Origin of the sequence: Leptospira abararensis, from assembly GCF_016918735.1 — a bacterium.
Lineage (GTDB): Bacteria > Spirochaetota > Leptospiria > Leptospirales > Leptospiraceae > Leptospira_A > Leptospira_A abararensis.
In genome coordinates, this window is record NZ_JAFFPR010000060.1 from 54,554 (window position 1) to 66,587 (window position 12,034).

A 12,034-nucleotide genomic window follows, 5' to 3' on the forward strand; every position below is an offset into this window, starting at 1 on the left:
ACATCGTTCAGGACCATGCAAACTCCCAAAGAACATACACGAAAAGAAATCTTACAAGCGGCTCGAGAAGAATTCATTCAACTCGGTTTTGAGAAGGCTAGTATGCGGACCATTGCTAAAAAAGCAAAGGTATCCACGAGTAATATCTACAATTACTTTGAAAACAAAGAACACCTACTCACAGAAATCCTACAACCCGTTCTTTCTGGAATGGAGAAAGCCTTTGCTTACGTTTCACATCCCGATTATTTTGAAAAAAGATTTAACGACAGTTATGAGGCATGGCAGGAACGATTTAACATTGCTCTAGACTATGTAGATTCAAATCGAGATGACTTTATCCTTTTGCTTACGAAGTCACAAGGATCTCATCTAGAAGAATTCCCTGATACAGTTCTCACTCGACTTACCAAAATCAACTTCGACCAGTACAGCAACTTCAAAGAAAAAAACCCTTCCTACAGAGGAGAAGTCAGCGAATTTGTAGTGCGAAACATCCTTTCTTTCTTTCTCAACATCTTCGTTCAGATGGTAAGGCAAGGAATCTCCAAACAAGATATGTTGGTATACCAGGATAGTTTCCTTAAATTTTTACACTTCGGATACAAAGGATCGATTGCCTCTGATCTGAGTTGAATCAATCTGGTTCTCGATGGGAACCGGATACAAAATTAAAATCTGCGGAATCAAAGACCTGGCTACTCTAGAACTCTGTGTAGACCTCCAGGTCGATTTTGTAGGTCTCAACTTCTCTCCCCGTTCCCCACGCGGTATCACGCAAGAAACCGCTGAATCCTTACTTCAATTAAGGAAGAGACCCGGATTTCCAAAACTTGTATTTTTATTCTTTGAAAATTCTATTTCCGAAATCCAAAACTTAAATACCGATTTTCAACCAGACCTGGTGCAACTGATTCGTGGCGACAAATTTCTCACAAAAGAACTATGGGACAACCTGACAGAAAAAAAATCACTCCTTCCTGCCATTCGAATCCAAGAAAAGGTAACTTCGGACGAGGACTTAGAACCAAAATCAGATTTAGTGATTTTAGATAGTTATCATAAAGATTTGGGTGGTGGGTCTGGATATAGTTTTCCATGGGAATATGTAACATCCGTAAAGCGACCTTTTTTACTCGCTGGCGGAATCACTCCTGAAAATGTAAAAACTGCTTTAGAAACAGTTCATCCCTATGGAATCGATGTGGCAAGTGGAGTGGAAACCAATGGGAAAAAAGATCCAAATAAGATAAAAACACTGGTACAAAATGTCCGAACATTATGAAGCATTAAATACTCCCGTGATGCGGCAGTATATGGAAGTAAAAGAACAGCACCCTGATGGAATTGTTTTTTTTCGTATGGGAGACTTTTACGAAATGTTTTTAGAGGATGCAAAAATTGCCGCACAGATTTTAGACATCACTCTTACCAAACGCCAAAACCAAATTCCTATGGCAGGAATTCCTTACCATGCCACTGAAAGTTATATCTCGCGGTTAATTGCAGCAGGCAAAAAAGTTGTGGTCTGTGAACAAACAAAACCCGACGATCCGAAAGCGAAAATCATGTCAAGGGAAGTGGTGCGAATCATCACTCCAGGCACAGTGGTTGAAGACAATTTACTCGGCGGATACCAAAACAATTATTTATCTTTGTATTATAAAGAAAAAACTTCCGTATATCTAGCGTTTGCTGATGTTTCTACTTCAGAACTTCTATATTTCTTTTTTTCCGAAAACGAAACAGAACGCATCAACGATACCATTAAACGATTTTCACCAAAAGAAATCATTTTTACCGATGAAATTCCCCCTATAGCCAAAGAATCAAAAATCATTTTATCAAAAATTCCGCCTGACTATCTACCTAAAAAGAGGGGTGCAGGAATTGACACAGTGGTTCATGTACTAGATGCCTACCTCCAATACAACTACCGCAAACAAAACTTTGTGTTTCAATCTCCCAGACGAATTGATGAAAGTGAATATTTAGTATTGGATGAACAAACAGTTTCTCACTTGGAACTTGTGGAAAATCCAAATGATAAAAACCACACTCTCTTTGGAGTTCTCAACCGGTGCATCACGGCCACAGGCAAACGGTATTTAAAACAAAGGATTCTTTTCCCGACTCGCGATGAAAATAAAATCAAAGCCCACTGGGATAAAATTGAAATCCTATCAGCAAATAAAAAAGAAAGATTCCAAATCAAAGAACTATTAGGTGACCTCATCGATTTGGAACGAGTCCTCACTCGGTTTCGCGTGGGAAAAGCCCTACCCAGAGACTTTCGTGGGATCGATAAAAGTTTAGAATCCACAGCCAATACCAAAACTATTTTAGATGGGATTGGTTATGACTTTTCAAAACTACCCAAGGAACTAAGTAAGCTTTCCCAATTATTTTTTGATACTCTCTATGAAGGAGAACTTCCTGTTTTTCTTGGAAATTCTCCCTTCCTAAAGGCGGGATTCAATAAAGAATACGATGATGCCATCCTTGCTCGCGAAAAGGGAAAGGATTGGATTTTAGATTTGGAAGAGAAGGAAAAAAAAGGGTCAGGTTTATCTTCGCTCAAAATTCGTTACAACAAAATCCTTGGATACTTTATTGAAATCTCCAAAGCCCAAGCCAAAGAAGTGCCTGCACATTTTCTAAAAAAACAAACTTTAGTGACAGGAGAAAGATTTACATCCCTTCAGTTAGAAGAGTTAGAAAGGGCCATCCTACAAGCTGACGAAATTATAGAAAGAATTGAAAAAGAAAAATTTGATGAACTCGTGGCCCACTGCATTTCACTTTATGAAGAATTTCTAACTCTTTCCAATGAAGTGGCCTCTCTAGATTACCATCTTTCTCTTACGGAAATCAAAGAAGAATACCAATGGACAAGACCAGAAATTCGTAGTGATGGGATTCTAAACTATTCTGAATCTCGCCATCCTGTTGTAGAAACTTTTTTACCCATTGGCGAACGTTTTGTACCCAATAGTTTGGAACTCAATCCCAAAGACAACGCCATAGCGGTGTTAACTGGTCCTAACATGGCCGGTAAATCTACCTTTATGCGCCAAATTGCGATCAACCAAATTCTATTCCAAATGGGTTCTTATGTTCCTGCAAAAAAAGCATCTCTTTCGGTTGTGGATCGAATTTTTACTCGGATTGGTTCCGGAGATAATCTCACAAAAGGAGAATCTACTTTTTTTGTAGAGATGAAAGAGACAGCAACCATCCTCAATCAATTTTCAGAAAACAGTCTCATTCTCTTTGATGAAGTAGGTAGAGGAACATCCACCTATGATGGGTTATCCATTGCTTGGGCCATTTTAGAATTTTTAACAGTCAAATTTCCGAAACCCAAAACCATATTTGCCACTCACTACCATGAGCTCACGGAACTAGAAAAAGGAAATGGAATCTTTAATTTGTATTTAGATACTTTTGAGAAGGAAGGAGAAATCCTATTCCTTAAAAAAGTCAAACGAGGGAAATCCAAACAATCTTTTGGAATCTATGTAGCCAAACTAGCGGGGATTCCGGAATCCGTTTCCGATCGAGCCAAAGAAATTCTTACAGGACTTGAATCCAAAAAAAGAGAAATTAAAATCAAAAATGAAGAACCAAGTTTATTTGCAAGTCTTATGGATAATAATGCACCCAACCTATCACCAAACGAAGAAAAGGTTTTAAAAAGGCTCAAACAAATCGATCCTAACCAGATCCCACCGCTCGAGGCATTATCTATTTTAGATGAATTAAAACGTATCCTCAAAGAGAAAGACTAGGGCCGATAGATCGGTATAATCGATCCAATTCGTAATCTGATCTTTTAACCCTTGTTTCGCGTGAATTCCAATTCCGATTCCTGCAGCAGAAAGCATCAAAGCATCATTGGCCCCGTCCCCCACCGCCACCACTTGTTCAAGGGGAATTGAAAAATCCTTTGCATATTGTTTCAAATAAAATTCTTTTTTTTCTCTGTTGATGATCTCACCCAGAATAGAACCAGTGAAGAATCCACTCACTTCTTCCAATCCATTGGCTCTATAAAAATTCACGGGATACTTCTCTGAAAATAATTGTAATACAGGAGTAAACCCACCACTGAGGATTCCCAACTTACATCCATTTGCCGGAACAAACTGAAATACCTTTTCCATTCCCTCGTTCAGCGTTAATAGATCATACACTTCTTTGAAACTCTCTTTAGAAAGACCGCTCAAGTGTTTCACTCGCAAACGAAGGGCTTCATCAAACCCCATCCCGCCTTCCATCGCTTGTTTGGTCACAGTGGCTACTGCCTCATAAACCCCATGTTTTCTGGCCAACTCATCAATGACCTCTTCTTTGATAACAGTGGAATCCATATCAAATACAAAAAGAGACTCTTTCTTTTTAGGTAACAAAGAACCTAAGGATAAAAAGTCGATTTGGTATTCTGCCAAGTGATTTCGGATTGTAAGCACTTGGTCTCTCGTTAACGATTCCTCTTGAACGATCCGAACACAGTGTAACCCAAATCTGTCTGCACGAATGATTTGGAAATGGGAATCTTTGAGTTCAAAAGTTTTCTCGGTCGATGAATTTGTAATATCTGACTTTGGATTAGGAAAGGTTTCGGAAAGAATAGAGTGGGAAATAGGAGAACGAGAAATTAAAAGCAGTGAATTCATTTTTACTTTTGCAGATAGGGTCTTAGTTTTTTACCCCAAAGTTCATATCCTTTTTCATTAAAATGGAGACTGTCCCCATTGGGGCGAATGAATTCTTCGCGTAGAGTGGGAGAATCAATTTTTCTCATACTATCCCAAACTTCGATGTATTCCACATGATTTGTAGTCCTTGCTACTTGGTTCAAAAACAAATTGAACACAGGAACAATTTGATTCAGTTCTTTCACTCTTGTTGGAGGAACCGCAATGAGAAAGATCTTTGTATTTCTATTTTTGGAATGGATTTTTTGAATGATGGAAAGTAGGTTATTTTGAACCAAACTCAAACACTTACCTTGGATAAAATCATTTCCGCCAATTTCGATCACGATCTTTTCTGGATGTAACACAAGGACATCCTCTTCGATTCGAGAAAGGAGAGTTTCTGTCATATCTCCACCAATCCCACGATTGGTGACCGATTGACCTGGAAATTCTTTGGCCATAAGGTCTGGTAAAAACAAATGTACCAAACTATCACCTGCAAAAACAATATTCGATTTTTTGATTTTTAAATTATCTTGTGCGTATAACAGCCGTGTGGGGAGCCAAGCTTTCTCTATATACTTTTTAAAGTTAGAGTCATCTCGCCATCCCGGCTCTGCAAAACATTGGAAACTGGTATCGAAATAGTCACGTTTTGAGGAAAATCTACAATCGATTACACTCAAAAACAGGGCAAAAACCATGCCCCATCGGAGGAAGAATTTATTCCTGTTCTTGCGGTTCATTCATTCGGAAGCGCTTTTGCCAATCTTTGATTTGGGCCTGCGCATATTCTTCCGTGTCACAAATCCGAAACTCGATCGGGTTATTTGTGGTTGTCTCGATGAGTTTGGCTTCGATATACCCGTTCTTTAACTTGGTTGTCTCAATGCGATATCTCATCTGAATAGCTCCAAAAACCAGGATTTAATTTCCACGTATCTTTGCAATCTCTTCTAAAGTTTCATCTTCCTTGTATTTTCCAAAGAGAAAGATGGCAAGTAGACAGAATGCAGAAGCCAGAGGACCAGTCAAGCGGACACCTAGTTCCCCGCCTGCTTCTACTTCTTCGACTTTACAAATAGTAGATTCCATACTTATTTTTGTCTCTCCCTTTAGATTTTTTTCAGAATTAGATTTAGGTTCAGTCACAGAAGGAGCAAGGATTCCTGTTACGGAGGGCGAAACGTTTTTCTTTGTTTCACGATCAAGCCCCAAAAGAATTACTGTGCTAAAGACAAGAACTGCCAGTGTTTGCCCCAACTTTTGCATAAAAGTTCTACCGGCATAAAACAATCCTTCCCTTTTAGAACCTGTTTTTAATGAATCAAGTTCAGCGATATCCGCCAAGATAGCGTTTGGCAAAATACCAAGAATGGCAATCGGAATGGCTGCCACGGCAACGATCAAATAACCTTGGATATACGGTGGCAATGGTAATTCATCTTTTCCAATAAAATAGATAGAAAGAAACAAGGCGAGAAAGACATAGAATGCAAATAAAACTGTTTTTTTCTTACCTATCTTCCTTGCGATCCAATTCACCACTGGATAAAAGGCAAAAGAAAGAAGTAACATTACTGTAAGCAGTTGTGTTACAAATTCCCGTTCCAATTCCAAAAGAACAGTCACATAGTAAGAGATCCCTGTTGTGAGAATGGTGAGGGCAAGAAAATAACAAAGATCAGATAAAGCAAAGTATAGGAAATTCTTATTTTTGAATGTAAGCAAGATAGCCTCCCTGAAGGGAACACTGGATGCTTCCGCTTCACAATAGGTTTTTTCATGAATCGAAAAAACAGGGAAATACATACAAATAGCCGCAAACACACAGAGAATTCCTAAAGCATATTGGCGAGAAACTAAAGTCTGAACGGAAATGTCTGTATCAAAAACAAAGTTAGATTTCAATACATTGGCAATCATAGGTTCTGTAGATGCCACAATGATCCCCAAAGCATAGGTAACAGAGATATAAGTAGAAAGATTCAAACGTTCTTCGGGAGTATGTCCAAGTTCTGGGATGAGAGCAAAGAAGGGAGTGACATACACTGTTAAAAATAAATAGAAAAGTAACATACACCCCGTCATCCAAACAAGGTTTGTTGAAGAGATAAAGTTGTGAGGAGGAACAAAAATTAGCCAACAAAAGACGGCTGCGGGCACACCACCAAAAAAAAGGAAGGGAATACGACGACCAAATCGAGAAGAAAACCTGTCCGAAGAATTAGCAATGATTGGATCCGTAAAAGCATCCCACAATCGGCCTACGGCAGCCACGACTCCTATCGTAGAAAGACCCCAAAAGGCCATTTTTTCAATTAGATCAGGAAAACAATCCTGACCCGGTTTTGGCGCAGGAGGAAGATAAAAATAAACTTGATGGAGACCGATGATATTGATGAGAGTGGACCAACCTAATTGGCCGATCGCATAACTCATCTGCTTTCGAAATGGTAAAGGCGGTTTTCGCATGTTTCTCACTAGAGGCGGTAAAGTAGGAGCATGATACCGCCAAAAGTAAAAAAGGCAAACTACTTTTTATGTTTGTAGAGTTCGGGAAAATTTTTCTCGTCGTAAAGGAATTGTGATTCGTACTCATCCCATCCTTCTGGAACACCTTCTGTAAATTCTGGTACCATAGAACAATCCCGAATCAAGTTCATTGTTTGAACCATTTCGCTTCCTTTTACGTTTAAGTATCCTTCAGCAAACAATGAATTGGCTACAAAAAGTGCCATGGATTGTAATGAACCCAAGTGGCCTTCTCTTCCTGCTCCAATCCGAATTTCTGAATCTGGATTGACCAAACGAAATACCGACAAAACACGAATACAAAATTCAGGAGTGAGTGACGACTTCTGGATGGCATGGCCTTTGATAGGAATAAAAAAGTTAACAGGAATCGAAATCACACCAAGTCGTTTGAGTTCAAATGCGACTTGCACGAGATCTTTCAGTTCTTCGCCCATTCCAACAATGATTCCAGAACAAAGTCCAATATCAGCTTCTTTTGCCGCCTCTAATGTTGTTAGCCGATCTTTAAAAGTATGTGTAGAACAAATTTCATTGTATTTGGATTCCGATGTGTTGAGGTTATGGTTGTACCTATCAAGACCTGCATCTTTCAAAACTCTTGCTTTTTTTGCGTCCAAAATTCCTGCAGACAAACAAACCTTCATCCCCAACTCTCCATTGATTTTGGAGATGGTCTCTGCCAGTTTATCCACAGCTTTGTCAGTGGGACCTCGACCCGAGGTGACCATACAAAATCGGTAGGCACCGTTGTCTTTCGCACGTTTCGCATCTTCCCAAATCTCTTCGGGTGACTTCAAAGAATACTCTTGGATTCCTGAATCTCCTCCCTTTCTTTGGGCACAGTAGCCACAATCTTCAGGGCAGTAACCATTTTTGATATTATCTAATATATGAATGCGAACACGATTGGTATAATAACGATTTCGTTCTTCCGCTGCCCGAGCGACAACCGACAGCAAGTGAGTTTTTCCTTCTAGGATTTCCAGGGCTTCCGCTTCCGTAATTAAGGACGGAGCTGAAGATAATGTTTTTTCTTGGACTTCTGCAATCATGAGAACAGGTTTCGGGCTGTGGGAACCTGTGTAAACGAAGAAAATCTCTTCGTATATTTAGTCTCAATCTGATTCGGGAAAACTAAGGAGAGTTTGCTCCAAAGCTAAAAAAATTTGGTCGAGCGACTGGTCTGAAATTGTATAGGGAGGAGTGATATAGATGGTGCGACCAAGGGGTCTCAATAGGACACGAAATTCTTTCATTTTTTCACGAATTTGTTTTCCGATCGGGTTCAAATATTCATCTTCAGCGATGGTTTCCTTATATTCGAAGGCAAAGATTCCTCCCATGACTCGCAGATTTTGAATTCGTTTTCCCAAGGATTTTTGGAATGGTTCTACTCGCTTTTGTAATGTTTCTTCCAGTTTTTTGACTTGGCCAAGTCCTATCTCTTGTAAAAGTTTTACAGACGCATAACCGACGCTACATGCAAGTGGATTTCCCGTCATAGTATGTGCATGAAAAAAAGCACGATACGGATCTTTGGATAAAAATTGTTTATAAATGAATTCCGAGACAAGTGTGGCACCAAGTGGCATCATTCCCCCTGTAAGGCCTTTAGCCATCACAAGAAGATCTGGTTTTATTTCCGCCTTTTGGTAAGCAAACCCCTCTCCAAGCCTTCCCATTCCTGTAAAGACTTCATCGAAAATAAGAAGGGTATGGGTTTTTGTGGCCAACTCTCTTAGTTTAACGAGAACCTTTTTATCATAAAACAACATTCCATTGGCACCAAATACCAATGGTTCAATCACGATTCCCACATAATCTTTTTGTTTGATTTCCAATTCTAAATCATCTAAGCATTCCGTAGAACAACTGTTTGCTAACTTTCCCCAGGGACAGTTCATACAATTAGGAGCGGTAAATTCTTTGGTAGGAAATCTGAGATCGGAAAAGATTCGATTGAAGTAATTTTTTCCAGAAACATTCATAGCACCAATGCTATCCCCATGATAGGAGTTGGAAAAAACAAGAAATTCAGATCTTGGCTTTAGGTCTGGATGGTTTTGGTAGTATTGGATCGCAAGTTTTAAAGCAATTTCAACCGCATTAGATCCGTTATCCGAATAAAAAACTTTATGAAAATCGAAGTTTGTTAGTTCCAATAAAGCTGTAGATAAAGATTCTGCTGGAGGATGGATATGACCTGCAAGCATAATATGATCCAACACCTCGATTTGTGTTTTGAGTGCAGATACTAACTTAGGATGACGGTGGCCAAAAATCATTGTCCACCAGCTAGCGATGGCATCAATCCAAGTATTTCCTTCGGAGTCTGTAACAAACTCAGCTTCCGCTTTAATAATATTAAGTAAAGTTTCTCCCTCTTCTTGGATGGTCAGAGGAACCCAGGTATGTATTTGGATGGGATTAAGTTTCATCTTCGGGATTGAGCAGAGTATCGATGACATTTCGATCTGCATCAAAATGTTCCTTGGAAAAGGAAATAAATGCACTTGGAGATAATTTTTGCTCTGGAAAGTTAGTTACCCCCAAACAAGGTGCACCACCTAACCTTTGAATGGTTTCTGCATTATCAGTTTGTAATGAGTTTTTGGGTCCCACCAAATAGAATCCGAGTACGGGAACAAACCGTGCAGTTAGTACATCTAAAGTGAGAAGTGTATGATTGATGGTTCCAAGTTCAGTAGATCCAATCACAATCACTGGTAGGTTACTTTCTTGAATCCCCTTGATGGCAAGGTAATCCCCTGTCCAAGGAACAAAAACCCCACCGGCACCTTCGATCAGTGTATTAGTTTTTCTTTCTTTGGTAACAAGACTAAGCAGCGATTTGGGATCTAAAATTTTCCCTTCCTGTCTGGAGGCATAATGTGGACTTGCGGGAGTCGAAAATTCGTAAACAGGTTTCAGAAAGAACGAATCGGGTAGATCCACTGTTTTTTGGACTAATTCTGTATCGCTCAGTCCAGAAAGCCCCGTTTGAATCGGTTTCCAATAACGAAAGCCATAACTTTCTGCATACTTGGCCATAAAAAGACTCGAAAAAAAAGTTTTCCCTATATCCGTTCCGGTTCCTGCAACGTAAAAAGCTTGGCCCATACGGATCAAGTTTTATCAATTCTTGGCCCCGTCTATCCGATTTATATAGGAGAGGCTCTATGCAACTTCCCCTTTGGAAATCCATTCTCAAACGTGACGAAAACCCGATTACGGAGATTTCACATTTTTTACGCGAAACTGCTATCTTCGAAGGTATGTCTCGCAGGACTTTACGTGAGGTCGCGAGGCTTATCCACAAACGTAAGTATTACGCTGGAGAAACCATTTTCTACCAAGGCCAAGCCGGAACTGGAGTCTATCTAATCTTACAAGGAAAGGTGGAAATTTTCTCAGAGAGAGAAGGTGTTACTTTAAAGCTCGCCGAACTAGAGAAAGGTGCTTTTTTTGGAGAACTTGCCCTCTTTCAAGATTTTCCAAGGTCAGCCACTGCTGTGGCACTTGTGGATTCCATTCTACTAGGGTTTTTCCAACCAGAATTAAAAACTCTTTTAGAAACCAAACCAAGAGTCGGGAACGATCTTCTGTTAAGTTTTGCATCCATCATTGCCGATAGACTTCGCAAAACAAACGATACACTAGAAGCTGCTTACTTCAAAAGCAAAAAAAATAAAACCAAATGAATTTAAAAGAATTCAATCTATCATCGCTTATCTTAAGAAGTGCTTTTTTTGGTCTCATTGCACTTACCGTTTTAATTGGAGTTGTGGGAGTCAAATTTTTAGCGATCCCGCTACTCATTTCAGGAATTCATTTTTATATCTTTCATGGTATTGTAGATTATTTTGAATCAAGAGGGATTCATCGGGCAATTACAACCATTGCCATCTTCTCCGTTTTGATTGCCGTAGCTTATTGGTTTTTAGCTTTTTACTTACCAAATCTTTTTGAAAAGGTGCAACCTATTGTATCTGAATGGTCAACCAAGATGGATGATCCCAACTTTCAGTTATTAGATTTTAATAAACTTCCCGTTGTTTCCCAAAATCCAGAGCTGTGGAAAAAAATCATTAATCCTGAAGAAGTTGCAAAAATGGCAACAAGCAATTTGGAAGAATTTTTACGAGGGCTTGTTGTGATGATTCCAACATTTATTAGTTGGATGATTATCATTCCTATCATTAGTTTCTTTTTATTATTGGATGCGAATTTAATTTATAAAACCGTGATTAGCTTTATCCCCAATCGATTTTTTGAAATGTTTCTTATGGTGTTCTATCGAATGAACCAACAGATCACTAGTTACTTAAAAAGTTTGGTGATCCAGTGCGGGATTATGGCAATTGTTGCTTCCGTTGGTTTTTATATTGTAGGAGTAAAATTTTTTATTCTCTTTGGAGTATTTTTGGGTGTAGCCAATTCCATTCCTTACCTTGGACCACTCATTGGCGCCATTCCTCCCATTTTATTTTCTATCATCTTCCCTGAAATGTCGCCTTCCATTGGTTCCATTGCCTCTGTCGTAGTAGTGGCTCAATTGGTGGATAATGCCATAGTCCAACCTGTTGTCATTGCCAATGCGGTTTCTCTCCATCCACTGGCGATTATGATTGGGATTGCTGTAGGAGGAAACTTTTTTGGGATCTTCGGAATGTTACTCGCCATTCCCGTATTATCTATCCTCAAAGTAACGATTGGAATTCTTTACCATGCATTGAAAGAACACCAAATCATTTAATTTATCTCAGCGAAAAAATATATAGATTAAAAAAGAT

12 protein-coding genes are annotated in these 12,034 nt (G+C 39.2%); 5 read left to right on the forward strand and 7 right to left on the reverse strand.

Annotated features, from left to right (window positions below):
* Window positions 1–15 precede the first annotated feature (15 nt).
* The 3 genes from JWG40_RS17525 to mutS are packed head-to-tail and all read left to right on the forward strand — an operon-like array spanning window position 16 to window position 3,791.
* On the forward strand, window positions 16–636 hold the full coding sequence (locus tag JWG40_RS17525; RefSeq protein ID WP_205287066.1) for a TetR/AcrR family transcriptional regulator: 621 nt from the start codon (window positions 16–18) through the stop codon (window positions 634–636).
* Between the two features lie 16 nt (window positions 637–652).
* Window positions 653–1,285: a phosphoribosylanthranilate isomerase gene (locus tag JWG40_RS17530; RefSeq protein WP_205287067.1), complete on the forward strand. Its 633-nt coding sequence runs from the start codon at window positions 653–655 to the stop codon at window positions 1,283–1,285.
* Window positions 1,269–3,791 carry a DNA mismatch repair protein MutS gene (gene mutS / locus JWG40_RS17535; protein ID WP_205287068.1) on the forward strand — a complete coding sequence of 841 codons (2,523 nt, stop codon included), beginning with the start codon at window positions 1,269–1,271 and terminating at the stop codon, window positions 3,789–3,791. Before JWG40_RS17530 ends, mutS begins: the two co-directional genes overlap by 17 nt.
* Here mutS and serB read toward each other — a convergent pair.
* The 7 genes from serB to bioD form a co-directional block, all read right to left on the reverse strand.
* Window positions 3,762–4,679 (reverse strand): phosphoserine phosphatase SerB, encoded by a 918-nt coding sequence (gene serB / locus JWG40_RS17540; RefSeq protein WP_205287069.1) that lies wholly within the window; start codon window positions 4,677–4,679, stop codon window positions 3,762–3,764. The two genes, mutS and serB, sit on opposite strands and share 30 nt — an antisense overlap.
* 2 nt (window positions 4,680–4,681) lie before the next feature.
* Window positions 4,682–5,407: an SGNH/GDSL hydrolase family protein gene (locus JWG40_RS17545; RefSeq protein ID WP_205287070.1), complete on the reverse strand. Its 726-nt coding sequence runs from the start codon at window positions 5,405–5,407 to the stop codon at window positions 4,682–4,684.
* A 19-nt stretch (window positions 5,408–5,426) separates the two neighbouring features.
* Complete coding sequence (locus JWG40_RS17550; protein ID WP_002984132.1) at window positions 5,427–5,606, reverse strand: hypothetical protein; 180 nt, start codon at window positions 5,604–5,606, stop codon at window positions 5,427–5,429.
* Between the two features lie 24 nt (window positions 5,607–5,630).
* A complete protein-coding gene (locus JWG40_RS17555) occupies window positions 5,631–7,145 on the reverse strand; it encodes an MFS transporter (protein WP_205287429.1) in 1,515 nt (504 codons plus the stop codon).
* A gap of 92 nt (window positions 7,146–7,237) precedes the next feature.
* On the reverse strand, window positions 7,238–8,293 hold the full coding sequence (gene bioB, locus JWG40_RS17560; RefSeq protein WP_205287071.1) for a biotin synthase BioB: 1,056 nt from the start codon (window positions 8,291–8,293) through the stop codon (window positions 7,238–7,240).
* 63 nt (window positions 8,294–8,356) lie between these two features.
* Window positions 8,357–9,679 carry an adenosylmethionine--8-amino-7-oxononanoate transaminase gene (gene bioA, locus JWG40_RS17565; RefSeq protein WP_205287072.1) on the reverse strand — a complete coding sequence of 441 codons (1,323 nt, stop codon included), beginning with the start codon at window positions 9,677–9,679 and terminating at the stop codon, window positions 8,357–8,359.
* Window positions 9,669–10,361, reverse strand: coding sequence for a dethiobiotin synthase (gene bioD / locus JWG40_RS17570; protein ID WP_205287073.1), 693 nt, complete (start codon window positions 10,359–10,361; stop codon window positions 9,669–9,671). Before bioD ends, bioA begins: the two co-directional genes overlap by 11 nt.
* Before the next feature lie 59 nt (window positions 10,362–10,420).
* On the opposite strand from bioD, the gene JWG40_RS17575 reads away from it, so the two are divergent.
* Entirely contained in the window at window positions 10,421–10,942 is a 522-nt protein-coding gene (locus JWG40_RS17575) for a cyclic nucleotide-binding domain-containing protein (RefSeq protein ID WP_002975024.1), read from the forward strand.
* A complete protein-coding gene (locus JWG40_RS17580) occupies window positions 10,939–11,997 on the forward strand; it encodes an AI-2E family transporter (RefSeq protein WP_205287074.1) in 1,059 nt (352 codons plus the stop codon). Before JWG40_RS17575 ends, JWG40_RS17580 begins: the two co-directional genes overlap by 4 nt.
* Window positions 11,998–12,034: the final 37 nt, after the last annotated feature.

What these genes read in the sequence shown, in the direction of transcription:
- JWG40_RS17525 (WP_205287066.1), top strand. Translation starts at nt 16, where the DNA reads ATGCAAACTCCCAAAGAACATACACGAAAAGAAATCTTACAAGCGGCT.
- JWG40_RS17530 (WP_205287067.1), top strand. Translation starts at nt 653, where the DNA reads ATGGGAACCGGATACAAAATTAAAATCTGCGGAATCAAAGACCTGGCT.
- mutS (WP_205287068.1), top strand. Translation starts at nt 1,269, where the DNA reads ATGTCCGAACATTATGAAGCATTAAATACTCCCGTGATGCGGCAGTAT.
- serB (WP_205287069.1), bottom strand. Translation starts at nt 4,679, where the DNA reads ATGAATTCACTGCTTTTAATTTCTCGTTCTCCTATTTCCCACTCTATT.
- JWG40_RS17545 (WP_205287070.1), bottom strand. Translation starts at nt 5,407, where the DNA reads ATGGTTTTTGCCCTGTTTTTGAGTGTAATCGATTGTAGATTTTCCTCA.
- JWG40_RS17550 (WP_002984132.1), bottom strand. Translation starts at nt 5,606, where the DNA reads ATGAGATATCGCATTGAGACAACCAAGTTAAAGAACGGGTATATCGAA.
- JWG40_RS17555 (WP_205287429.1), bottom strand. Translation starts at nt 7,145, where the DNA reads ATGAGTTATGCGATCGGCCAATTAGGTTGGTCCACTCTCATCAATATC.
- bioB (WP_205287071.1), bottom strand. Translation starts at nt 8,293, where the DNA reads ATGATTGCAGAAGTCCAAGAAAAAACATTATCTTCAGCTCCGTCCTTA.
- bioA (WP_205287072.1), bottom strand. Translation starts at nt 9,679, where the DNA reads ATGAAACTTAATCCCATCCAAATACATACCTGGGTTCCTCTGACCATC.
- bioD (WP_205287073.1), bottom strand. Translation starts at nt 10,361, where the DNA reads ATGGGCCAAGCTTTTTACGTTGCAGGAACCGGAACGGATATAGGGAAA.
- JWG40_RS17575 (WP_002975024.1), top strand. Translation starts at nt 10,421, where the DNA reads ATGCAACTTCCCCTTTGGAAATCCATTCTCAAACGTGACGAAAACCCG.
- JWG40_RS17580 (WP_205287074.1), top strand. Translation starts at nt 10,939, where the DNA reads ATGAATTTAAAAGAATTCAATCTATCATCGCTTATCTTAAGAAGTGCT.